Origin of the sequence: Bradyrhizobium sp. ORS 86, from assembly GCF_045571475.1 — a bacterium.
GTDB lineage: Bacteria > Pseudomonadota > Alphaproteobacteria > Rhizobiales > Xanthobacteraceae > Bradyrhizobium.
Window position 1 is genome coordinate 160248 of the sequence record NZ_CP120699.1, and the last position, 22120, is coordinate 182367.

A 22120-nucleotide genomic window follows, 5' to 3' on the forward strand; every position below is an offset into this window, starting at 1 on the left:
ACCCGTTTTGGCGGAAATACCGCCTCAGCCCTTGCGGTACACCCAGACCCGCGCGGGCGGGATGTTCATCCAGATTCGCTCGGAAGCTTCCGTGGACACACCCGGCAGCGATTTCGGAATCGGGGGCACGACCGAATAGGTGAACTGGATGAAGGGAGCGCCCGGTGCGAGCGCTACGAAGGCCTCGCGGATCAGCTTAAGGCGCGTCAGCATCGGCTTGGTGACGAGCGGCAGGCCGGAGACCACCGCGGAGGCAGGAGACTTCAGAACCTCCCAGAGCGCGTCGCGCAGCGCATAGGCATCACCCTGGACGACCTTGGCCTGCGGATAGCGCTCCCGCAGCAATGCGCAGAAGCCCGGATTGTATTCGACCAGTACGAGCCGCTTCTGATCGACGCCTTGCTCGATCAGCGCGTTGGTGATCGCACCGGTCCCGGGTCCAAGTTCGACGACGGGACCTTCGGCATTCGCGTCAACGTATTGCGCCATCGTGCGGGCCAGCAGCCGTCCCGACGGCATCACCGCGCCCATATGCAGCGGCTTCTCAATCCATGAACGGAGAAAACGGACCTCGTCATCGAGACGGAGGGGCTTCTTCAACGCACGCGCGGACGATTGCAAGGGCATGTCGCTACCAGGCGGGACCGCACAATCGAGCGGTGTCAGAAAACAGTCACAAAGACGTATATGTCGAAGCCGTTACGGTCAAGCACGACGACTACTGCTGGGTGGCGCGGTTTCCGAAGAAGTCCTTGACCTTAGAGAAGAAACCCGCAGCCTCCGGCTGGGTTGCACCGGACGACAGCTTTTCGAACTCGGCCAGCAATTCTTGCTGCTTCTTGGTCAGATTTTGCGGCGTTTCGACCATAACCTGGACATACATGTCGCCGGTTTGGCGCGAGCGCAGCACCGGCATGCCCTTTGATGCGATGCGGAATCGCCGTCCGGACTGCGTGCCCGCGGGCACCTTCACCTTGGTCTTGCTCTTGTCGATGGTCGGCACCTCGAACTCGCCGCCGAGCGCAGCCGTCACCATTGAGATCGGCACGCGACAGTGCAGGTCGGCGCCGTCGCGCTGGAAGAACTGGTGGGTGGTGAGGGACAGGAAAATGTAGAGGTCTCCGGGCGGGCCACCGCGGATGCCGGCCTCGCCCTCGCCGGCGAGACGGATGCGCGTGCCGTCCTCGACGCCCGGCGGGATGTTGACCGACAGCGTCCGGTCGCGGGTCACCCGACCAGAGCCGCCGCAGGACGTGCAGGCGTCCTCGATCATCTGGCCGCGGCCCTGACAGCCGGGGCAAGTCCGCTCCAGTGTAAAGAAGCCCTGCGCCTGCCTGACGCGGCCGGCGCCGCCACAGGTCGAGCAGGTCTTCGGCTTGGTGCCGGCCTTGGCGCCGGTGCCCGAGCAGGATTCGCAGGTCACGGAGACCGGTATCTCGATCTGCGCGGTCTTGCCCTGGAAGGCTTCCTCGAGCGTGATCTCCATGTTGTAGCGCAGGTCGGCGCCGCGCTCGCGGCCGCCGCCGCGGCGTTGCCCGGCCATGCCGAACAGGTCCTCGAAGATGTCGGAGAAGGAGGAGGCGAAGCCTGCGCCGAAGCCGGGCGAGCTGCCGCCGCCCATACCGTGCTCGAACGCCGCGTGGCCGAAGCGGTCATAGGCGGCGCGTTTCTCGCCGTCCTTCAACACTTCATAGGCTTCGTTGATTTCCTTGAACCGGAGTTCGCTCGAGGCATCGCCTGGATTGCGGTCCGGATGCCACTTCATCGCGAGCTTGCGGAAAGCCGCTTTCAGCTTGGTCTCGTCCGCGTTCCGATCGACCTCGAGGGTCTCGTAGTAGCAGCGCTTAGTGGACATCCGTCAGTTCCGTTGGAAGTTCGTCGCCAGGGACCGCGCCTGTCGAAAAAAATGCCGCGATCGGCTTAACGAAAAATGACCCCCACCCCATCGAGACGCTCGGCGTGCTCTTTGGTGTGAGGGTCATCATCTCAAGCCCGCGCGTTAAGCAGACTTCTTGTTGTTCTTGTCGTCGTCGACCTCGGTGAACTCCGCGTCGACGACGTCATCCTTCGCAGCGTCCTTGGCCGCGTCGGCCTCGGCCTGCTGCTTGTACATGGCCTCGCCGAGCTTCATCGAAGCCTGCGCCAGTGTGTTGGTCTTGGCCTTGATCGCCTCGGCGTCATCGCCCTTCAGCGCTTCCTTCAGGTCGCTGACGGCATCCTCGATCGCGCGGCGCTCGGTGTCCGCAATCTTCGAGCCGTGCTCGGCCAAAGCCTTCTCGGTCGAGTGAACCAGGCCATCGGCATGATTCTTGGCGTCGACCGCCTCGCGGCGCTTCTTGTCCTCGGCCGCATTGGCCTCGGCGTCCTTCACCATCTTCTCGATGTCGGCATCGGACAGACCGCCGGACGCCTGGATCCGGATCTGCTGTTCCTTGCCGGTCGCCTTGTCCTTGGCCGAGACGTTGACGATGCCGTTGGCGTCGATGTCGAACGTCACCTCGATCTGCGGCATGCCGCGCGGAGCCGGCGGAATGCCCATCAGGTCGAACTGACCGAGCATCTTGTTGTCCGCCGCCATCTCACGCTCGCCCTGGAAGACCCGGATGGTAACGGCGTTCTGATTATCCTCGGCCGTCGAGAACACCTGGCTCTTCTTGGTCGGGATCGTGGTGTTGCGGTCGATGATGCGGGTGAACACGCCGCCCAGCGTCTCGATGCCCAGCGACAGCGGCGTCACGTCGAGCAGCAGCACGTCCTTGACGTCGCCCTGCAGCACGCCAGCCTGGATCGCAGCGCCGATCGCGACGACTTCGTCGGGATTGACGCCCTTGTGCGGCTCCTTGCCGAAGAACTGCTTCACGACCTCCTGGATCTTCGGCATGCGGGTCATGCCGCCGACCAGCACCACTTCGCCGACTTCACCGGCGGTGAGACCGGCATCCTTCAGCGCCTTGCGGCACGGCTCGATGGTCTTCTCGACGAGATCGGCCACCAGCGCCTCGAACTTGGCGCGGGTCAGCTTCATCGTCAGATGCTTCGGACCGGTCTGGTCAGCCGTGATGAACGGCAGGTTGATCTCGGTCTGCGTGGTCGACGACAGTTCGATCTTGGCCTTTTCGGCAGCTTCCTTCAGACGCTGCAAGGCCAGCTTGTCGTTGCGCAGGTTGATGCCCTGCTCCTTCTGGAACTCGTCGGCGAGATATCCGACCAAACGCATGTCGAAATCTTCACCGCCGAGGAAGGTGTCACCGTTGGTCGACTTCACCTCGAACACGCCGTCGCCGATCTCAAGGATCGAGACGTCGAAGGTGCCACCACCGAGGTCGTACACCGCGATCGTGCCGGCCTTCGACTTGTCGAGGCCGTAGGCGAGCGCGGCAGCCGTCGGCTCGTTGATGATGCGCAGCACTTCGAGGCCGGCGATCTTGCCGGCGTCCTTGGTGGCCTGACGCTGTGCGTCATTGAAATAAGCGGGAACCGTGATGACGGCCTGTTCGACCTTCTGGCCGAGATGCGCCTCAGCGGTCTCCTTCATCTTCTGCAGGATGAAGGCCGAGACCTGCGAGGGCGAATAGGTCTTGCCGTCGGCTTCGACCCAGGCGTCGCCGTTCGATGCCTTGACGATCTTGTAGGGAACGAGCTTCTTGTCCTTCTCGACCATTGGGTCGTCATAGCGGCGGCCGATGAGGCGCTTGACCGCAAAAAACGTACGCTCGGGATTGGTCACCGCCTGGCGCTTCGCCGGCTGGCCGACAAGCCGCTCACCATCATCAGTGAAGGCAACGATCGACGGCGTCGTCCGCATGCCTTCCGCGTTCTCGATCACCTTGGCGTTTTTGCCATCCATTACGGCAACGCACGAATTCGTGGTGCCGAGGTCGATCCCAATGACCTTACCCATGGTTTTCATATCCTTCTTGCTACGGCAGGTTGGTTGGGCCCTGACGGCGCTCCGTACCGAACCCCCAGACGTTCACATACTCGCGATATTGCGACGGTGAGCCTGATATAGGAGAGAGGGTCTGGCCCGCAAGGACTGGACGCAACGTTGAGGCCTGAAAAGACTGACGTTTGAAAGATTGTGTCAGCCCCGCCTTCGTGCTGGTTCAGCCCACGAAACATGTTAACAAATCGGCAATGATTGCGAGCGCAACCGACGGCGCCGCGGCGCTCTGCCAGTGGTCCGTTTGTTGAGTGAACGCTCACAACGGGCGCGCGCCGAAGAGCGGGAGGCGCGCTATTTGGCCGCTGACGGCATGCCGCTCGCGGGGCCTCTCCCTTGAAGGCGCCGGGAAAGGCGCAAAAGTGCCCGCTTATCCGGCAAAACGCGGCCGGAATCGGGGCCGTACCGCCGGAATGGCTAGATAGCGACCCTGTTGCAGAGCCATCAAAACCGCTAAAAGCGGGCCGACTGGGTGAGCTCCACCCAGCCCTGCATCGGGCCGTCGAGCGGCCGCCGAGCAAACCGGTAGATCCCCCATGACGCCTTTTCGCCTCCTCGCTGCGGTTGCCTTGCTGATCGCTGCCACGTGTTCTGCCTTCGCAGCCGACGTGGTGTTTCCGCCGGGCGCTCATGTCGGAATGAAGCCACTGGTCGGCCTTGTCCGCGCGAAGACCTTCATCGGTTTCGAGACCGAGGACCAGAGCGTGAGGGTGCTGATCGCGGATCTGCCCGCGGACGCCTATGGCGAGGTGGTCAGCGCTTTCAAGGCCAACCCCGGCGGCAGCGGCGGAATCAAGCCGGAAAGCCTCGAGACGCCGGCCGGGCTCGGCTACTACACCATCGAGAGTGCGCGGGACGGCGCGACCAATGTGCGGCGCTACTCCATGATCCTACCGGGCCCGACCTTCTCCGGCTATATCGCGGTGCAGGTGCCCGAGAATGCGGCCAAGATCTACACCGATGATGCCGTTCGGCAGATGTTCGCATCTGCCGTGATCCGCAACGAGGTGCCGGTCGACGAGCAGCTCGGCCTGATGCCGTTCAAGGTCACCGAGCTTGCCGACTTCAAGAACGTCCGCATGGTGGCACCGGGCGCGGCGCTGATCCTGGCCGACGGCGACGAGAAGAGCGGCTTTGAGGCCAAGCCCTTCATGATCCTTGGCGTCGTCGCCTCGACCGCGGCCTCGCCCGACGATCGCGGCCGGTTCGCCCAGCAGGTCGCCACCACGATCCCCGGCGTCCGCGACGGACGCATCACGATGTCCGAGCCCATCCGGATCGATGGCCAGCCCGGCTACGAGACACGGATCGACGCGACCAGCGGCAAGGACAATACGCCGGTGACCATCGTACAGTGGCTGCGGTTCGGTTCGCAGTCGTCCGTGCGCATCATCGGCAGCTCACCGCGCACGGACTGGGGGACGGCGTTCCCACGCTTCCGCGCGGTGCGCGACGGCATTGAGCCGCGCGGCTGATCCCGCGTCCCGCAAGACGCGCCGAAGAAAATCGGACTTTCGCCGGCAGACAGACGGAACTAGCCTCCTCGCGCGGGTTCACGCGAGCGGGGAGAGGAACGATGTTGGATCGACGACAGGTTGTTGCGGGTCTCGGCGCGGCGGCCCTGGCAGCCCTGGTTCCAGGCCGGCTTTGGGCGGCGACGATCCGGCCCGATGATGCCTCGGCGCTGCTGGTGATTGACGTCCAGAACTGCTTCCTGCCCGGCGGCAGTCTTGCGGTGAAGGACGGTGAGCAGGTGGTGCCTGTGATCAACAGGATCGCCAAGAGCTTCGCCAATGTGGTGATGACCCAGGATTGGCACACGCCTGGGCACGTCTCCTTCGCCTCAACCCATTCCGGCAAGAAGCCATTCGAGGTGATCGATCTTGCCTATGGCAAGCAAGTGCTGTGGCCGGACCATTGCGTGCAGGGCACCGATGGCGCCGCACTGTCGAAGGATCTCGCAATCCCGCAGGCCGAGCTGATCATCCGCAAGGGCTTCCACAGGGATGTCGACAGCTACTCCGCCTTCACCGAGGCCGACGGCAAGACCACCACCGGACTTGCCGCCTATCTGAAGGCACGCAACGTCACGCGCGTGTTCGTGGCCGGCCTCGCCACGGATTTCTGCGTGGCCTGGACGGCGCTCGACGCCCGTAAGGCCGGCTTCGAAACCTATGTGGTGGACGACGCCTGCCGCGGCATCGACACCCAGGGCTCGCTCGCCAAGGCGTGGGCCGACATGGACAAGGCCGGCGTCAAGCGCATCCAGTCGTCGGATATCGCCTAAGCAGATTGCGAGGTCGGACCCTCAGGCCGTGAAATCGGCAGCCGGGGCGGCCTTGGCGCCGCCCTTGGAAACGCCGACCAGCGCCGGACGCAGCACGCGCTCGCCGATCATGTAGCCGGCCTGCACGACCTGGACGACGGTGCCTGACGGCACCGACGGGTCCGGCACTTCGAACATCGCCTGCTGGAAGTTCGGATCGAACTTCTCGCCCATCGGATCGAATTTCTTCACGCCGTTCTTTTCCAGCGCGCTGAGCAGCGAGCGCTCGGTCAATTCGACGCCTTCGATCAGCGCCTTCAGGCCGGGATCGGCGGCTTCCTTGGCCTCGGCCGGAACGGCGTCGAGCGCGCGCTGCAGATTGTCGGCGATCTCGAGCACATCGCGGGCAAAGCCGGTAATGCCGTAGGTCTTGGCATCGGCGACCTCGCGGCGGGTGCGCTGACGGAGGTTCTCCATCTCGGCCAAGGTGCGCAGCGTCTTGTCGCGCGCCTCCGCCAGTTCCTTGGCCAACGCCTCGGCCGACCCGACCTCGGGATCATCAGGCATGACGTAGGGTTTGGAGACCACAGGCTCACCCGTCGGCGCCGGATTGTCGGTATTGTCATTCGTCCGGTTCGGATCGGTCATGGCTTGCCTTCTCGAAAACTCGCGTCGGTTCAAATCTTGGGGATTGGTCAGGCGGGATATCGTGCTTTGGCGGCGAAAATCAAGCGGTCCCTCCGGCTTCCGGTCAGCCGCCCAGGATCTTGCTCACGATGCGCGCGGCGTAATCGACCGTCGGGATCACCCTGGCGTAATTGAGCCGCGTCGGTCCGATCACGCCGAGAACGCCGACGACCCGGCCCTGGGCATCGCTGTAAGGCGCCATGATGGTTGAGGAACCCGACAACGAGAACAGCTTGTTCTCCGAACCGATGAAGATCCGCACCCCCTCGCCGCGTTCGGCACGGCCGAGCAGATCAATCACGCCCCGTTTGGTCTCGAGGTCGTCGAACAACGACTTGATGCGCTCGAGATCGTCGAGCGCATGCAGATTCTCGAGCAAATTGGCATGGCCGCGCACGATGAGCTGCCGATCCTCGTGCTCGCCGCCGGACCAGCTCGCGATTCCGGCCGCGACGACCTTCTGGGTGAGCTGGTCCAGTTCGGCCCGGCTCTGCGTCAACGCGGTCTCGAGCTCGAGGCGCGCTTCGGCCAGCGTCCGGCCACGAATCCGTGCATTGAGGAAATTGCTCGCTTCGGTCAGCGCCGAGGAGGGAACACCTGGTGGCAGCGCCAGAACGCGATTTTCGACCTGACCGTCTTCGCCGACCAGCACGACCAACGCCTTCTCGGGCTCCAGCCGGACGAATTCGATGTGCTTCAAGCGCGCGTTCGACTTCGGCGTCAGCACCACTGCCGCAGCGCGGGTCAGGCCCGACAGTCGCATCAGCGCTTCCTCGAGCGCAGCCTCGACCGTTTGCGCGCGACCGACCGAGGCAAGCTGGGTCCGGATCGACTGCCGCTCGTCCTCGGTGAGATCGCCGACTTGCATCAAGGCATCGACGAAGAAGCGCAGACCGAGCTCGGTCGGCAGCCGGCCGGCCGAGGTGTGCGGGGCATAGATCAGGCCGAGTTGCTCGAGGTCCGACATCACGTTGCGGACCGACGCCGGCGACAGCGGCAGGGCGATCAGGCGCGAAATGTTGCGCGAGCCGACCGGCTCGCCGGTCGCCAGATAGCTCTCGACGATTTGACGAAAAATGTCGCGCGAACGCTCATTGAGCTGAGCCAGCCCCGCATGCGGTGCGATCAAGCCTATCGGATCGTGGTGAGCCACACTCCAGTCCCTCACATTGCCCCTAATTTGTCGATCCGGGAGGCCGGTGACAAGCATGCATTCGGCCCCCAGAACCAGGGCCGAAAACCCTTGCCGCTGCTCCTTCCCCCTCCTACAAGCACGGCCAGCCACTTCTCTCGGATTTTTGGAGGACTTCATGCGGCCAAGCCGCCGTGCGCCCGATGAACTGCGTCCCGTGTCGCTGGAACGCGGCGTCGTCAAATATGCCGAGGGTTCCTGCATGGTGAAGTTCGGCGACACCCATGTGCTGGTGACGGCGACGCTGGAGGAGCGGTTGCCTCCCTGGCTCAAGGGTCAGGGCCGGGGCTGGGTCACCGCCGAATACGGCATGTTGCCGCGCGCCACCCTGGAGCGCACCCGACGCGAGGCCTCGGCCGGCAAGCAGGGCGGTCGCACAGTTGAAATCCAGCGGCTGATCGGCCGTTCGCTGCGCGCGGCCATCGATCTCGAAGCATTGGGCGAGCGCCAGATCACCGTCGATTGCGACGTGATCCAGGCCGATGGCGGCACCCGCACCGCCTCGATCACCGGCGCCTGGGTGGCGCTGGCCGACTGCATCAACTGGATGAAGACCCGCAACATGCTGAAGACCAACGTGCTGCGCGACAATGTGGCGGCGATCTCCTGCGGCATCTACCAGGGCACACCGGTGCTCGATCTCGATTATGCCGAGGATTCCGAAGCCGAGACCGACGCCAATTTCGTCATGACCGGCGATGGCCGCATCATCGAGGTGCAGGGCACCGCCGAGAAGACGCCGTTCTCGCAGGACGAATTCCTGGCGCTGATGGCACTGGCACGCAAAGGTGTCGCGCGTCTGGTCGACTTGCAAAAGATCGCGGTGGCGTAGTCAGATTGGTTATGCATCGCCGAATCACCGGAAGGCTCGTGATCGCCACCCACAATCCCGGCAAGCTTGCCGAGATGCGGGAGCTGCTGGCACCGTACGGTGTCGAAGCGGTATCCGCCGGTGAGCTCGGCCTCGCCGAGCCCGAAGAGACCGGCGATAACTTTCGCGCCAATGCGGCAATCAAGGCGATCGCGGCGGCCAAGGCGACGGGATTGCCAGCCTTTGCGGATGACTCCGGACTCGTGGTCGACGCGTTGGACGGGGCGCCGGGCATCTATTCGGCGCGCTGGGCCGGCGAGGGCAAGGACTTCATGGCCGCGATGACGCGGATCGAGCGCCTGCTGCAGGAGCGCGGCGCTACCACGCCGGACCGCCGAAGTGCACATTTCGTTTCCGCGCTGTGCGTGGCATGGCCGGACGATCATCTCGACGAGGTCGAGGCCCGCGTCGATGGAACCTTGGTCTGGCCGCCGCGCGGCACGGCCGGCTTCGGCTACGATCCGGCCTTCCTGCCTGACGGCCACGCGCGGACATTTGGCGAGATGACCAGCATCGAGAAACACGGCCTGCCGCCGCTCGGCCTTGGCCTGTCGCATCGCGCGCGCGCCTTCGTGAAGCTCGCGGAGATCTGCCTTGAGCCGCACTGAACGAGCAGCCTTCGGCGTCTACGTGCACTGGCCGTTCTGCCTGTCGAAATGCCCGTATTGCGATTTCAACAGTCATGTGCGGCATGCGCCGGTCGACGAAGAGCGCTTCGTGCGCGCGTTTGCTCGCGAGATCGAGACGACGGCGGCGCGCGTTCCGGGCCGCGAGGTCTCCTCGATCTTCCTCGGCGGCGGCACGCCCTCGTTGATGCAGCCGCAGACCGTCGGGGCGGTGCTCGACGCGATCGGCAAGCACTGGTCGGTGGCGCGCGATGTCGAGATCACGCTCGAGGCCAATCCGACCAGCGTGGAGGCGACGCGCTTTCGCGGCTATCGCGCAGCCGGCGTCAACCGCGTCTCGCTCGGCGTGCAGGCGCTCGACGACGCATCGCTGAAGGCGCTGGGGCGCCTGCACACGGCCCGCGAGGCGCTCGATGCGGTGGCGATCGCGCGCTCAGCGTTCGATCGTTATTCCTTCGACCTGATCTATGCCCGGCCCGAGCAGACGCCACAGATGTGGGCGAGCGAATTGAAGCAGGCGATCTCGGAGGCGGCCGAGCATTTGTCGCTCTATCAGCTCACGATCGAGGAAGGCACGCCGTTCTTCGGGCTGCATGCCGCCGGAAAGCTGCAGACGCCCGATGAAGCGGCCGCGCGCGCGCTCTACGACGTGACGCAGGAGGTCTGCGCGCGCGAGGGCTTGCCGGCCTACGAAATCTCCAATCACGCCCGCATCGGCGCCGAGTGCAGGCACAACCTCGTCTACTGGCGCGGCGAGGAATATGCCGGCATCGGCCCCGGCGCGCATGGCCGACTCGACATCGACGGTGTCAGGCACGCGACCGCCACGGAGCGACGCCCCGAGGCATGGCTGCTGAATGTCGAGGAGCGCGGTCACGGCGTCGTCACCGATGACAGCCTCAACAGCGAGGAGCGCGCCGACGAATTCCTGTTGATGGGGCTGCGGCTCGCCGAGGGCATCGATCCCGAACGCTATGCGGCGCTGTCGGGTCGCCAGCTCGACCCGCACCGCATCGCCGTGCTGCGCGAGGAAGGCGCCATCGCCGTCGATGCCGACGGTCGGCTGCGGGTGACGAAGTCGGGCTTCCCGGTGCTCGACGCGGTCGTTGCGGATTTGGCGGCTTAGGCGCACGCTGCCAAAATATCGAAAACAACCCCATGCAAAGGAGCTGGCGGGTGCCGGCGCTCGACCCGTCGGGCAAATCAGGGATGGCCAGCGCCTGACGAGAATTAGAGCGTTTTCGAGCGAAGTGGATACCGGTTCGCGTGAAGAAAACGCGTCAAAACAAGAATCTAGAGCTTCGGTTCTGATTCAATCAGAACCGAAATTTGCTCTAGGCGCCGAAGCTCTTTGGTGAGCCGGCGACGGCTGTGCTGCCACCCGATGCCACCTTCATGACGGCAAGGCCGCGTTCGTTGGTTCCGTCCGAGCGAAAGCGGAACAGGCCGTCAATGCCGGCAAAGCCGGAAGGGTTGGTCAGCGTTTCCGGTGCAAAGCGCTGCGCACCCTGCGTGCGCGCCAGCGCCGCGACCAGCGCAACGGCGTCATAGGCAAGTGTCGCGGTGCGTACCGGCTCGCCGCCGAACTTGGCGCGGTAGCGACCCGCAAAGCCGCGGAAGCCGGCCGGATCGGGCGCGGCATAGAGGCCGCCTTGCAAGACAGGGCTCGCGAACACGCGCGGATTGTCCCACAGCCCTGTACCAAGGAGCTGGATGTTGTGCAGATTGGCGCCGGCCGCGGTCAGCGCATCGGCGGTGGCGACGACCGAATCGCCGTCGTCGGCAAGCAGGAGTGCATCGGCCTGGCCGAGTGTCTGCGCCACATTCCGCGCCGGCGTTGCACGATCGGCGCCGTATTTCTCGAACACGACGAGGCGGCCGTTCTTGCGACTGACCACCTGCTTGAAGGCGGCCTCGACCACATTACCGTAGGCGTTATCAGGGACCATCGCTGCAAAGGAGCGCTTGCCGATACCGGACGCATAGTCGACGATGCGATTGATATCGGACTCCGGCAGGAAGCTCAGGAGATAGACGCCGCGTCCGGCGACGCTCGAGTCGGTCGAGAACGCGATCACGGAGATTCCGCGTTGCCGCGTCAGTTGCGCCGCGGCCGGCACTGAGCCCGCGAACAGCGGCCCCAGAATGATCTCGGCTCCCTCGGACAGCGCCTGCTGGGTTCCCTGCGCCGCGCCCTGTGCGCTGCCGCCATCGTCCTTGATCAGGAGCTGAATGTTCGGATTCTGAAATTCGGCGAGCGCCATTTCGGCGGCATTCCGCATCGACTGCGCGGCGACGCCCGCATTCCCCGCTGCCGACAGCGGTAGGACCAGCCCGACCTTGACCTGCCCCGTTCCGATCGCTTGCGGCTGTTGCGGCGGTCCTGAAGGGCCGGCCTCCGGGGTGGAGAATTGATTGAGCGTTTGCTGCACGCCCGAGCAGGCCGCCAGCAGTGGCGCGCCCACGATAAGGCCAAGCGCGGTCCGCCGGGTCGCGCCCGACAGCGGGGACTTGCGGTGATGGGGGCCTGTCATCGTCTCTCTTCTCTTGACCGACCATGATCGGCCAGGATTCCATCCAGCCCTGATCAGGCCGGTGGATTCAGGCATATTGTCGGCGAATAGTTAACCAAAACAAAAGGATTATGGCCGTGCCGGACGCTTGCCGGCAGGCTCTGGTTTCTTGGTTCGGCTGCGCTCAGCCAACACCGCTGCCGGTGTAGCGCAAGCACGGCCGTCCCTCTAGATTGTCATTATGCGCACAAAAGCCAGTTCCTTGTACGGCCCCGAGGCCACTGCGGGTACTTCGACCAGGACCTATTCCGTCGGTGGCCAGATACTGGCGGCCCCCAAGGCGGCGCCGGGGCTATATCTGGTAGCGACCCCGATCGGCAATCTCGCCGACATCACCCTGCGCGCGCTGGAAACGCTGGCCGGTGTCGACCTCATCGCCTGCGAGGACACCAGGATTACGCGCCGCCTGACCGAGCGTTACGCGATCGGCGCCGAACTGCAACCCTATCACGAGCACAACGCTGCGCAGGCGCGGCCGAGGATGCTGGCGCAATTGGCGCAAGGTGTCTCGATCGCACTGGTTTCGGATGCCGGCACTCCCTTGATATCAGATCCTGGCTTCAAGCTGGTGCGCGAGGTCTGCGCCGCCGGGCATCGGGTGATCGCAGTCCCCGGACCGTCGTCGGTGCTGACGGCATTGTCGGTCGCGGCGCTGCCGACCGACCGGTTTTTCTTTGAAGGATTCCTTCCAGCCAAAGAGCATGCGCGCCGATCGCGGCTCGGCGAGCTCGCCAGGATCGATTCGACCCTGGTGATGTTCGAATCCGGCAATCGCGTGCAGGAGAGCTTGCGCGATCTCGCCGCGGTCATGCCCGGGCGCGATGCTGCGATCTGCCGCGAGCTGACCAAGCTGCATGAGGACATCACGCGCGCACCACTCGCCGAGCTTGCAGCGGCCACCGATACTCTGGAAACGCGCGGCGAGTTCGTGCTGGTCGTCGGACCGCCGCCAGACGATGCCGGGGTGATGGATCAGGACGCGTTGGATGAGTTGTTGCGCGCCCAGCTCGCGCGCGGCAGCGTCAAGGATGCGGTTGCTCATGCCGTCGAACTTTCGGGCCGGCCGCGCCGCGAGGTCTATGCCCGCGCGCTCGAGCTCGCGAAGGACAACAGGGACGGCGATGGCGAAGACTGAAGGCGCTTCCCCCGAACGTGTCGTGGCATTCCGCACCGGCATCACCGCCGAAAGCCGCGCCGCCGCCTATCTGATGGCCAAGGGTTATCGCATCCTCGCCAAGCGCTTCCGGACCCCCTACGGCGAAATCGATCTGGTGGCGCGCCGGCGCAGCCTGTTGGCCTTCGTTGAGGTCAAGGCCCGCCCCAGCCTCGACGAGGCCGCCTACGCGGTGACGCCGCGCCAGCAGCAGCGCATCATCAATGCCGCCCAGGCCTGGCTGATGGCGCATCCCGAACATGCGGAATTTGACCTCAGATTCGATGCCGTGCTGATTGCGCCAAAGAGCCTGCCGCGCCATCTGTTAGCGGCATTCGACGCAAGCCCATAACGACCTCCAGACTCGCGGGATAAGCCCCATGAAATTGAACGTCGCCGTCCAGATGGATCCTATCGCGCGCATCAACGTCCGCGGCGATTCCACCTTTGCGCTGCTGCTCGAGGCGCAGAAGCGCGGCCACGGCATCTCCTATTACACGCCGGACAAGCTGTCGCTGCGCGGCGACGAGCTGGTGGCGCCGGTGCAGCTTCTCACCGTGCGTGACGAGGTCGGCAACCACTTCACGCTGGGCGAGCCGAAGCGGGAGCCGCTCAACGCTTTCGACGTGGTGCTGCTGCGGCAGGATCCGCCCTTCGACCTCGCTTACATCACCTCGACCCATCTGCTCGAGCGCATCCATCCGAAGACCCTGGTCGTCAACGACCCGGCGGCCGTGCGTAACGCACCGGAGAAGCTGTTTGTGATGAATTTCCCGCAGCTTATGCCGCCGACCCTAATCTCGCGCGACCTCGACGAGATCAATGCGTTCCGCGATCAGCACGGTGCCGTCGTCATGAAGCCGCTGCACGGCCATGGCGGCGCCGCGGTGTTCCGTGTCATGCCGCAGGATATGAATTTCGGGTCGCTGTTCGACATGTTCTCGGTCACCTTCAAGGAGCCGTGGGTAATCCAGCGCTTCCTTCCCGAGGTGAAGCATGGCGACAAGCGCATTATCCTGGTCGATGGCGAATTCGCCGGCGCCGTCAACCGCGTGCCGGCGACCGACGATCTGCGCTCGAACATGGTGCGCGGCGGCGCGGCTACGGCGACCGAGCTCTCGGACCGCGAGCGCGAGATCTGCACGACGCTGGGGCCTGCGCTCCGCAAGCACGGGCTGATGTTCGTCGGGATCGATGTGATCGACGGCAATCTCACCGAGATCAACGTTACGTCCCCGACCGGTATCCGCGCGATTCAGCGGCTCAACGGCCCCGACATCGCGGCAAAGATCTGGGATGTCATCGAGGCCAGGCGCGCCGCCAAATAAGCCTTCCTTATTAGATGCAAAATCCGGTTGCGCTTCGGACCGATCCCTGACGCGCACTCCATCGCCTTATTCTTCTTGCCAGCTTGCGCGGGCGAGCGCAGCATCCTGTTGCCTGCGTCAGGTCAAGCGGCGGGCCGTTGCGGGCGACAACGCGAAAATAATCATAAAGATTGTGGAGGAAGACGTATGACGCTCAATGTCTCACGACGATCCTTGCTCGCGCTCGGTGCCGGTCTTGGCGCCAGCACCATGCTCGGCGGCACCGCGATCGCGCGCGCGCCGAAGCTCGGCACCCAGACGCCCTATTGGCACCGCTTCGAGCTCGGCGATGCCGAGATCACCGTCGTATCGGACGGTCCGCTCCCGCTTGGCGATCCGTCCGGCACCTTCACCGGCGTGCCGAAGGAGCAAGTGAAGCAGATGCTCTCCGACAACTTCCTGTCGCCCGACAATGTCGTGCTCGAGCAGAACTCGCCGATCGTCAACACCGGCGACAAACTGATCCTGTTCGACACCGGCATGGGTACCTCGCATCTGTTCGGCCCAACCACCGGCCGGCAGCAGAAGAGCATGCAGGAAGCCGGCATCAAGCCGGAGGACATCGATGCTGTCGTGCTCTCGCACGCGCATATCGACCATATCGGTGGCATCGTCGATGCCAACAACAAGCCGCTGTTCCCCAACGCGCAGTACTATATCGCGCAAAGCGATCTCGATTTCTGGACCGACGAAGGCAAGCTGGGCGGCGCGCTGAAGGACTTCATCGTCCACGCCCGCAAGAACCTGCTGCCGGTGAGGGACCGCCTGGTGTTCTTCAAGGACGGCCAGGAATTCCTGCCCGGCGTGCAGGCGATCGCAGCGCCCGGCCACACCGTGGGCCACACCATCTTCATGGTGAGCTCGGGCGGCAAGTCCTTCGCCTTCCTCGGCGACCTCTCGCATCACGCGGTGCTGTTGCTGGAGAAGCCGCGGATGGAATTCTCCTACGACACCGATCCGAAACAGGCGGCGCAATCGCGGGTGAGGCTGTTGGAGATGCTGGCGGCCAACAAGACGCCGGTGATGTCCTATCACTTCGCCTGGCCGGGCTACGGCCACGTGGCCAAGGCCGGCGATGGCTTCCGGTACTATCCGGAGCCGATGCAGATGACACTGTAACGAACCTCTCGAGGATACATTCGGGGGCGATGATCGCCCCCGAATGGTCCCGTCGAACGAGGGTGCTCCAGATCGAGGCGTCCTGGTCTATTCGGCTGGCGCGAGGCGTTCTCCGGCGGGCGGCGCGACCTCTCGTCGCGAAGCGACGCGCGCTCGGCGTTTGCGCCACCAGATCACGACACCGGTCACCGACAGCGCCGCGACAACGAGCCCCATCAGCGAAATCAGGATGCGTCCGGGCAAGCCAGCGATGCGGCCGGAATGCAACGGAAACTGCATCTGCACGAAGACATCGGCTGCGGTGCCGACCCATGGCAGCCGCTCACCCAGCGGACGGCCGTCCTCGCTGTCGTAGTAAAGCTGGGCCGGGCCGACGCCCGCGGCGCCATGCTCGTCACCGGGCTCGAAGAACGCGACGGCATAGACCCCGTGCGCCGGGCCGTAATTGATCGAACCGATCGGCGTCGCCCAACCCCGCGCCTTGCCGTCGGCGGCGGCGCGCGCGGCGATCTCAGCATAGGTCATCTTCGGCTCGATCGGATCGTCGAGATGGCGGTACGGCCGCTGCTCATAGGGAGTCGGCGTATAGCTGGATACGGTCTTCATCAGCGGCGAGAACACCTCGAAATAGAGATTCAGCGAGAATGCCGTGAACGCGATCACGAACAACAGCGCCCAGGTCCACAGGCTGAAAGCGCGATGGATGTCGAAATTGATTCGATACGCGCTGCCCGAGGTCTTGATCTTCCAGGCCGGCGCCCAGCGAGCCCAGAAGCTCTTGCCGCGGCCCGCTGCCGCCGCGGCCTGTTGCAGCCTTACGCGACGGCGCGACGGCAGCGTCAGGTAGAAGCCGACGAAGCAATCGATGGTCCAGATCACCGCGATGATGCCGAGGAAGCGCATGCCCCAGCGATCGCTGCCCCAAAATTCGGGGATGTGCATCGTATAATGCAGCTTGTAGAGAAACGAGACGAAGTTCTCGCGGCTGATCGGCCAGACCGCGCCCCAGTAGCGTCGCCCCAGCTCGGCGCCGGTGTTCGGATCGAGGAACACCTGGTTGTAGTCGAGGGTGTAGCGCTTGCCGGTCGCCGGATCGATCCGGGGCAGCACGAAAAACCACAAGGATTCGCCCTTCTCGGCCGTCATGAACATATGGACGACGCGGGCACGCGGATCGCGCTGCTCGATCAGCTTGACCAGCTCGACCGATGGGATGGCCGGTCCCGAACTCGTCACCTCGAACAGCTTCCTGTTGAGGACGTCGTCGATCTCGTGATCCCACGAGATGATCGCACCCGTGACGCCCGAAAAAAACAGGAAGGCCGCCGTGAGGAGCCCCGCCCAGCGATGCAGCCGTCCGAGCATCGGTCTCATGACGATCACCATCGATAGGTCAGCTTCGCGATCGCCTTGCGGCCCTCGGCGTAGAAGCAGCTTGTGTCGCCGTAACAGGCGGCGACGTAGCGCGTATCGGCAAGGTTGGTGACGTTAAGCGAGAGGCGGTAATTGTCCCTGGTGTAGGCAACCAGCACATCGGCGACCGTGGAGGCCGGGACCTTGAAGGTGTTCGCGTCGTCGCCGAACGTCGATCCGACATAGCGGACACCGGCGCCAAACTGCACGCCGGCGAGCGGTCCACCCTGAACCGTGTAATCTCCCCACAGCGAGAAACGGTTAAGCGGCACGGTGGGCGGTGCCTTGCCGACGTTGACGGGATCCCTGGTGACGACCGCGTCGATGTAAGCGTAGCCGCCGCGGATATTGACGCCCTCAGCGAGCGTCGCGGTGCCTTCGAGCTCAATGCCGCGCGATCTGACTTCGCCGGTCTGCTCCGCGAAGTAGGATGGCGGCGCGTAGGTAACGACGTTCGATCGGGTCAAATCGAAGGCCGCCAACGTGATCAGCGCGTTGACGCCGACCGGCTGATATTTGACGCCGACTTCGTACTGCACTCCGGTTTCCGGCTTCAGCAGCTCGCCGGCGGCGTTGATGCTCAGCACCGGCAAGAACGATTCCGAATAGCTGAAATAGGGCGCGATCCCGTTGTCGAAATTGTACATGACGGCGGCTCGGCCGGTGAACGCTGACGCGTCCGTCGACGTCGACGTCCGCGCAAGGTTGTTGTCGAGGCCGGTGGTGACGAAATCCTGCCGCCCGCCGAGCAGAAAGGATAGCCGCCCAAGCTTGATCTGGTCCTGCAGATACAGGCCCGCCTGCGACTGCTTGATGCCGGTGTCGTCGTATGGACCGTTGTTGGTCCAGCTATTGGTGTAAACGGGCGCGAAGACGTTGATCTTGCCGGTGCTGAAGCTCGAGGCCATGTCGCGGAACGACGTGTTGCGATAGTCGATGCCGAACAGCGTCGTGTGACTCAGGATGCCGGTGACGAATTTGCCTTGCAACTGATTGTCGACCGCGAAGGAATTGATCGTCGAGGCGCCACCGGCACCACCGCGCGACAACAGGCCGGCGGCTTCGTCGGCGGCCGAGGCATAGCCGGTGCCGTAAAAGCTCTTCTGCTCGTTGTGCATCCACGAATAGCGCAGGTTCTGGCGGAAGGTCAGCGCGGCGTTGATGTCGTGCGACAGCATGTAGCCAGCGGAAGATTGCTCGGTATCGAACTGGTTGAAGCCAGGCTCGCCGACGAAACGCGTGTTCGGAATGAAGCGGCCGTTATTGGCCCAGACGGTGCCGGACGGCGGCAAGAACTGCAGACCCCAGCCCGTCCGCTCCTTCTGGTAGTTCGCCAGGAAGGTGATGGTGGTATCGTCGTTCGGCTTCACCGTGACGGCCGGCGCGACGAAGACGCGGCTGTCCTTGGTGTAGTCGACCTGGGTCTCGCCGTCGCGCGCCACACCGGTCAGGCGCCACAACACCGTACCTTCCTTGTTGGCGGGGCCGCCGACGTCGAATTCGCCCTGGTAGCGATTGAAGCTGCCGCCGGACAGCGACACTTCACCGAACTCGCGCGCGGTCGGAAGCTTGCTCACATAGTTGAGGATGCCGCCGGTGCCGCTGCCGCCGAACATCGCGGAGGATGGTCCCTTCAACACTTCGAGGCGCTCGGCGCCGTAAGGATCGAGCCCGAGGAAGTGCACGTAGTTGCTGCTGGGCAGCCGCAAGCCGTCGAGATAAAGGCCGGGCATCGTCATGTCGAAGCCGCGAATCTGCAAGCCGCCGAAGCGGATGTCCGAGCCGCCGTTGACGTCTCCACTGACTCCGGCGGTGTAACGCAATGCGGCGCCCACCGACTCTGCGCCCTGGTTCCTGATCTGGTCTGTCGTGACGACCGAGATCGATTGCGGCGTTTCGAGCAGCGGCGTGTCGGTCTTGGTCGCAGTCGCCGAACGCGTGGCGACGAAACCGACCACCGGACCGCCGGCGCGCTCTCCCGCGCCAGACCCGGCAACGGACGCAGGCGAGTTCGTCTCGCGCGGTGGCTGCGGTGCGCGATTGGGACGGCTCGCGCGCGCGGCCGCCGCGCGACGGCCGGGCTTTGCAGCGGTCGTGTTCGTGCGCGTCTGAGGCGCATCCACTGTCACCGGCGGCAATGCCGATTGCGCGTCGGCTTCTTCGATCGCCGCGCCGGTTACAAACGCGGCGGCGGTGCATAGACCGATCGTTCGCAAGACTGGATGTTGACGAATGGAATGCGAAACGAGTCTGTCGATCACGCGAAGGCGCCCCTGATGTCAGTCCGGATGTGAATTTGTGATCCGGCTCTACAGCGGAGAGCGCGCGAGTACAGATGTCGGTCATTGGAATAGGTCGAGACTGCGCGGCGCCAAACGTGGTGATTGCTGAAACAGAAGGGAAATCGGCGGCGCGCTGCGACAATGTGCCCGCGACGCGGCGGATGTTGTGGAGCGACTCCTGCGGACCTTCGTCGATGCGATCGATGGTCAGGGTCACACGTCGTTTGCATGACGATGCCGACACCATCGGCTCCGATCCGGAGTTGGTGTGACGGCGACGCATGGCGGCACCGGGCAGCAAACAGCAAACACTCCAGTCGTTCCCGTAATGTTCTTGCACTTGGTGCCGGGTTCCGCTACCTTCGATTGCGGAAGACAGGGGCAGCATGGTCCAACGCGTTTCTACCGTCGCTTTCGAGGGGATCGAGGCCCGCGCGGTCGACGTGCAGGTGCAGGTCGCGCCTGGTCTGCCGGCGTTCGCGATCGTCGGCCTGCCTGACAAGGCGGTCTCGGAGGCGCGCGAGAGGGTGCGCTCGGCGCTGATCGCCTCGGGCCTGGCGCTGCCGGCGCGCCGCATCACCGTCAACCTCGCGCCGGCCGACCTGCCCAAGGAAGGCAGCCACTACGACCTGCCGATCGCGCTCGGGCTGATGGCCGCGATCGGGGCGATCCCGCCGGACGCCCTCAACGGCTTTACCGTGCTTGGCGAACTCGGGCTCGATGGATCGATCGCGCCGGTCGCAGGAGTGCTGCCCGCCGCGATCGGCGCCAATTCGCGCGACGAGGGGCTGATCTGCCCGGCCGCTTGCGGCTCGGAAGCAGCATGGGCGAGCCCTGACATCCAGATCATCGCAGCGAACTCGCTGATTCAGATCGCCAATCATTTCAAGGGCACGCAGCTTCTGTCGCGTCCCCAGCCGAAAGTGCATGAGCGCGAGGAAGCGCTGCTCGACCTGCGTGATATCAAGGGCCAGGAGAGCGCCAAACGCGCGCTCGAGATTGCGGCCGCCGGCGGACATCACTTGTTGATGATGGGCTCGCCGGGCGCCGGCAAGTCGATGCTGGCGGCACGGCTGCCCTCGATTCTGCCGCCGCTGTCGCCGTCGGAGCTGCTTGAAGTCTCGATGATCGCCTCGGTCGCGGGCGAGATCCGCGACGGCGCGTTGACGGCGCGGCGTCCGTTCCGCAGTCCGCATCATTCCGCCAGCATGGCTGCGCTGACCGGCGGCGGCATGCGCGCAAAGCCCGGCGAGATCTCGCTCGCGCATCAGGGCGTGCTGTTCCTCGACGAACTGCCGGAGTTTGATCCGCGGGTGCTGGATTCGCTGCGCCAGCCGCTGGAAAACGGCGAGGTCGCGGTGAGCAGAGCCAATCATCGTGTCACCTATCCAGCGCGATTCATGCTGGTGGCGGCAATGAACCCGTGCCGTTGCGGCCATGCCTATGAGCCCGGCTATTCCTGCAAGCGCGGCCGGCTCGACCGCTGCACCGCGGACTACCAGATGCGGATCTCGGGTCCGCTGATGGATCGCATCGATCTGCGGATCGAGGTGCCGGCCGTGACCGCAGCGGATCTGATCCTGCCGCCGCCATCCGAAGGATCGGCCGAGGTTGCCGCACGCGTCGCGGCCGCACGCGACATCCAGCGCGCACGCTACGCCGCGGCCGGCATGCCGCACCTCCGCACCAATGCAGAGGCGCCGAGCTCGCTGCTCGATATCATCGCGCAACCCGATGCACACGGGCAGAAGCTGTTGCGGGAGGCCGCCGATAACATGCACCTCACGGCGCGAGGCTATCACCGCGTGTTGCGGGTGGCGCGCACGCTGGCCGACCTCGACGGCGCCGAGACGATCGGCCGCCTGCATCTCGCCGAAGCGCTGTCCTACCGGGCGCTCGCCGACGATCTGCGCCGCGCCGCCTGAGCTGTCCCGTTTCGCGCCGGACACCGCTCCGCGTCAACGCGGTGGTAACGAGTTTTATTTACGCTCCGCAAACCATAAGTCCCCGCAACCTGCGGGAGCTCCGGTCGAGCGAGTAGCGTCATGTTGCGTTTCAAGGTTCTGGCCTCGGTGGTCCCCCTGGCCGCGGCCGCAGTGTTTGCCCGCGCCGAGATCTTGCCCGGCTCTCGGCCCTGCATCGAAGTCGGCAGCGCCGCGCTGCAGATCGCTTCGATCCCTTGGCTGGCCCAGCTTCACGTCAGCTTTACCGACGATCCCCGCCTTGCCACCGTCAGGGTCCGGATCGCCGACAGTGCCGAGAATGCCGATTTCACCGTGATCGACGACGTCGACGACAGCGAGGCCGGCGCCTGCGCGAGCAGCGCCGTGCCGCAGTTGATTGCGATTTCCAGCGATCCGTCGCCGAGCGATCCGGTCATCTATCTTGCGCATGACGGCCCGTCCGACTATCGCGTCTTCGTGCAGTCGAAGACCTTCTCGGCGCGCGACGCCGCAGCGTTGATCGTCAGCGCGCACGGCAGCCACCGCAGCCTCGAGGCGGCGTCGCTCTGACGCGCCCCGAATTAACCCTTCGCTAACCCTGTTCGCGGGGCGGCAAGAAACCCTCGACGGCCTCAAGCACTTTGCAACGTCGCCGACGCATCGTGCCCGACGGATCAAGCTATCT

At 64.7% G+C, this 22120-nt stretch carries 20 protein-coding genes; 12 read left to right on the plus strand and 8 right to left on the minus strand.

Annotation, left to right across the window (positions count from 1 at the left end):
* Positions 1-24 precede the first annotated feature (24 nt).
* The 3 genes from P6U25_RS00755 to dnaK all read right to left on the minus strand — a co-directional run bounded on the left by P6U25_RS00755 (position 25) and on the right by dnaK (position 3901).
* A complete protein-coding gene (locus tag P6U25_RS00755; protein ID WP_407149541.1) occupies positions 25-627 on the minus strand; it encodes a class I SAM-dependent methyltransferase in 603 nt (200 codons plus the stop codon).
* A gap of 91 nt (positions 628-718) precedes the next feature.
* Positions 719-1855 (minus strand): molecular chaperone DnaJ, encoded by a 1137-nt coding sequence (dnaJ, locus tag P6U25_RS00760; protein ID WP_407149542.1) that lies wholly within the window; start codon positions 1853-1855, stop codon positions 719-721.
* A gap of 144 nt (positions 1856-1999) precedes the next feature.
* Positions 2000-3901 (minus strand): molecular chaperone DnaK, encoded by a 1902-nt coding sequence (gene dnaK, locus P6U25_RS00765; RefSeq protein ID WP_407149543.1) that lies wholly within the window; start codon positions 3899-3901, stop codon positions 2000-2002.
* A 578-nt stretch (positions 3902-4479) separates the two neighbouring features.
* On the opposite strand from dnaK, the gene P6U25_RS00770 reads away from it, so the two are divergent.
* Together P6U25_RS00770 and pncA are read left to right on the plus strand one after the other, a co-directional pair.
* The gene (locus tag P6U25_RS00770) at positions 4480-5418 is read left to right on the plus strand and encodes a hypothetical protein (RefSeq protein ID WP_407149544.1); all 939 of its coding nucleotides are present in this window, start codon (positions 4480-4482) and stop codon (positions 5416-5418) included.
* Positions 5419-5519: 101 nt separating this feature from the next.
* A complete protein-coding gene (pncA, locus tag P6U25_RS00775) occupies positions 5520-6230 on the plus strand; it encodes a bifunctional nicotinamidase/pyrazinamidase (protein WP_407149545.1) in 711 nt (236 codons plus the stop codon).
* Between the two features lie 21 nt (positions 6231-6251).
* Here the strand turns inward: pncA and grpE are convergent, their stop codons facing one another.
* Positions 6252-6857 (minus strand): nucleotide exchange factor GrpE, encoded by a 606-nt coding sequence (grpE, locus tag P6U25_RS00780; RefSeq protein ID WP_407149546.1) that lies wholly within the window; start codon positions 6855-6857, stop codon positions 6252-6254.
* Positions 6858-6960: 103 nt separating this feature from the next.
* The gene (gene hrcA / locus P6U25_RS00785) at positions 6961-8049 is read right to left on the minus strand and encodes a heat-inducible transcriptional repressor HrcA (RefSeq protein ID WP_407152717.1); all 1089 of its coding nucleotides are present in this window, start codon (positions 8047-8049) and stop codon (positions 6961-6963) included.
* Between the two features lie 157 nt (positions 8050-8206).
* Here hrcA and rph point away from each other — a divergent pair, with 157 nt between their 5' ends.
* From rph to hemW, 3 genes are read left to right on the plus strand one after another with little or no spacing between them, the layout of a single operon-like run.
* Positions 8207-8920, plus strand: coding sequence for a ribonuclease PH (rph, locus tag P6U25_RS00790; protein ID WP_407149547.1), 714 nt, complete (start codon positions 8207-8209; stop codon positions 8918-8920).
* A gap of 11 nt (positions 8921-8931) precedes the next feature.
* The gene (gene rdgB / locus P6U25_RS00795) at positions 8932-9567 is read left to right on the plus strand and encodes an RdgB/HAM1 family non-canonical purine NTP pyrophosphatase (protein WP_407149548.1); all 636 of its coding nucleotides are present in this window, start codon (positions 8932-8934) and stop codon (positions 9565-9567) included.
* The gene (gene hemW, locus P6U25_RS00800) at positions 9554-10711 is read left to right on the plus strand and encodes a radical SAM family heme chaperone HemW (RefSeq protein WP_407149549.1); all 1158 of its coding nucleotides are present in this window, start codon (positions 9554-9556) and stop codon (positions 10709-10711) included. Before rdgB ends, hemW begins: the two co-directional genes overlap by 14 nt.
* A gap of 208 nt (positions 10712-10919) precedes the next feature.
* Here hemW and P6U25_RS00805 read toward each other — a convergent pair whose 3' ends face one another.
* Complete coding sequence (locus P6U25_RS00805) at positions 10920-12119, minus strand: penicillin-binding protein activator (protein ID WP_407149550.1); 1200 nt, start codon at positions 12117-12119, stop codon at positions 10920-10922.
* A gap of 220 nt (positions 12120-12339) precedes the next feature.
* Here P6U25_RS00805 and rsmI point away from each other — a divergent pair, with 220 nt between their 5' ends.
* The 4 genes from rsmI to P6U25_RS00825 all read left to right on the plus strand — a co-directional run bounded on the left by rsmI (position 12340) and on the right by P6U25_RS00825 (position 15797).
* Positions 12340-13293 carry a 16S rRNA (cytidine(1402)-2'-O)-methyltransferase gene (gene rsmI, locus P6U25_RS00810; RefSeq protein ID WP_407149551.1) on the plus strand — a complete coding sequence of 318 codons (954 nt, stop codon included), beginning with the start codon at positions 12340-12342 and terminating at the stop codon, positions 13291-13293.
* Complete coding sequence (locus P6U25_RS00815) at positions 13280-13663, plus strand: YraN family protein (RefSeq protein WP_407149553.1); 384 nt, start codon at positions 13280-13282, stop codon at positions 13661-13663. Before rsmI ends, P6U25_RS00815 begins: the two co-directional genes overlap by 14 nt.
* A gap of 28 nt (positions 13664-13691) precedes the next feature.
* Positions 13692-14639, plus strand: a complete 948-nt coding sequence (gene gshB, locus P6U25_RS00820) for a glutathione synthase (RefSeq protein WP_407149554.1) — start codon at positions 13692-13694, stop codon at positions 14637-14639.
* A 186-nt stretch (positions 14640-14825) separates the two neighbouring features.
* Positions 14826-15797, plus strand: coding sequence for an MBL fold metallo-hydrolase (locus P6U25_RS00825; protein WP_407149555.1), 972 nt, complete (start codon positions 14826-14828; stop codon positions 15795-15797).
* A gap of 87 nt (positions 15798-15884) precedes the next feature.
* Here P6U25_RS00825 and fsrB read toward each other — a convergent pair whose 3' ends face one another.
* Together fsrB and P6U25_RS00835 are read right to left on the minus strand one after the other, a co-directional pair.
* Positions 15885-17171, minus strand: a complete 1287-nt coding sequence (fsrB, locus tag P6U25_RS00830; protein WP_407149556.1) for a siderophore utilization protein FsrB — start codon at positions 17169-17171, stop codon at positions 15885-15887.
* Positions 17172-17176: 5 nt separating this feature from the next.
* A complete protein-coding gene (locus P6U25_RS00835; RefSeq protein ID WP_407152718.1) occupies positions 17177-19168 on the minus strand; it encodes a TonB-dependent siderophore receptor in 1992 nt (663 codons plus the stop codon).
* A gap of 377 nt (positions 19169-19545) precedes the next feature.
* Between P6U25_RS00835 and P6U25_RS00840 the strand changes: the two genes are divergently transcribed.
* From P6U25_RS00840 to P6U25_RS00850, 3 genes are all read left to right on the plus strand, one after another.
* Positions 19546-19764, plus strand: coding sequence for a hypothetical protein (locus P6U25_RS00840; RefSeq protein WP_407149557.1), 219 nt, complete (start codon positions 19546-19548; stop codon positions 19762-19764).
* Between the two features lie 114 nt (positions 19765-19878).
* On the plus strand, positions 19879-21417 hold the full coding sequence (locus tag P6U25_RS00845) for a YifB family Mg chelatase-like AAA ATPase (RefSeq protein ID WP_407149558.1): 1539 nt from the start codon (positions 19879-19881) through the stop codon (positions 21415-21417).
* A 120-nt stretch (positions 21418-21537) separates the two neighbouring features.
* A complete protein-coding gene (locus tag P6U25_RS00850; RefSeq protein WP_407149559.1) occupies positions 21538-22005 on the plus strand; it encodes a hypothetical protein in 468 nt (155 codons plus the stop codon).
* Positions 22006-22120 lie beyond the last annotated feature (115 nt).

Coding starts and splice junctions, on each gene's coding strand:
- P6U25_RS00755 (WP_407149541.1), bottom strand. CDS start 627: ATGCCCTTGCAATCGTCCGCGCGTGCGTTGAAGAAGCCCCTCCGTCTC.
- dnaJ (WP_407149542.1), bottom strand. CDS start 1,855: ATGTCCACTAAGCGCTGCTACTACGAGACCCTCGAGGTCGATCGGAAC.
- dnaK (WP_407149543.1), bottom strand. CDS start 3,901: ATGGGTAAGGTCATTGGGATCGACCTCGGCACCACGAATTCGTGCGTT.
- P6U25_RS00770 (WP_407149544.1), top strand. CDS start 4,480: ATGACGCCTTTTCGCCTCCTCGCTGCGGTTGCCTTGCTGATCGCTGCC.
- pncA (WP_407149545.1), top strand. CDS start 5,520: ATGTTGGATCGACGACAGGTTGTTGCGGGTCTCGGCGCGGCGGCCCTG.
- grpE (WP_407149546.1), bottom strand. CDS start 6,857: ATGACCGATCCGAACCGGACGAATGACAATACCGACAATCCGGCGCCG.
- rph (WP_407149547.1), top strand. CDS start 8,207: ATGCGGCCAAGCCGCCGTGCGCCCGATGAACTGCGTCCCGTGTCGCTG.
- rdgB (WP_407149548.1), top strand. CDS start 8,932: ATGCATCGCCGAATCACCGGAAGGCTCGTGATCGCCACCCACAATCCC.
- P6U25_RS00805 (WP_407149550.1), bottom strand. CDS start 12,119: ATGACAGGCCCCCATCACCGCAAGTCCCCGCTGTCGGGCGCGACCCGG.
- rsmI (WP_407149551.1), top strand. CDS start 12,340: ATGCGCACAAAAGCCAGTTCCTTGTACGGCCCCGAGGCCACTGCGGGT.
- P6U25_RS00815 (WP_407149553.1), top strand. CDS start 13,280: ATGGCGAAGACTGAAGGCGCTTCCCCCGAACGTGTCGTGGCATTCCGC.
- gshB (WP_407149554.1), top strand. CDS start 13,692: ATGAAATTGAACGTCGCCGTCCAGATGGATCCTATCGCGCGCATCAAC.
- P6U25_RS00825 (WP_407149555.1), top strand. CDS start 14,826: ATGACGCTCAATGTCTCACGACGATCCTTGCTCGCGCTCGGTGCCGGT.
- fsrB (WP_407149556.1), bottom strand. CDS start 17,171: ATGAGACCGATGCTCGGACGGCTGCATCGCTGGGCGGGGCTCCTCACG.
- P6U25_RS00840 (WP_407149557.1), top strand. CDS start 19,546: ATGTCGGTCATTGGAATAGGTCGAGACTGCGCGGCGCCAAACGTGGTG.
- P6U25_RS00845 (WP_407149558.1), top strand. CDS start 19,879: ATGGTCCAACGCGTTTCTACCGTCGCTTTCGAGGGGATCGAGGCCCGC.
- P6U25_RS00850 (WP_407149559.1), top strand. CDS start 21,538: ATGTTGCGTTTCAAGGTTCTGGCCTCGGTGGTCCCCCTGGCCGCGGCC.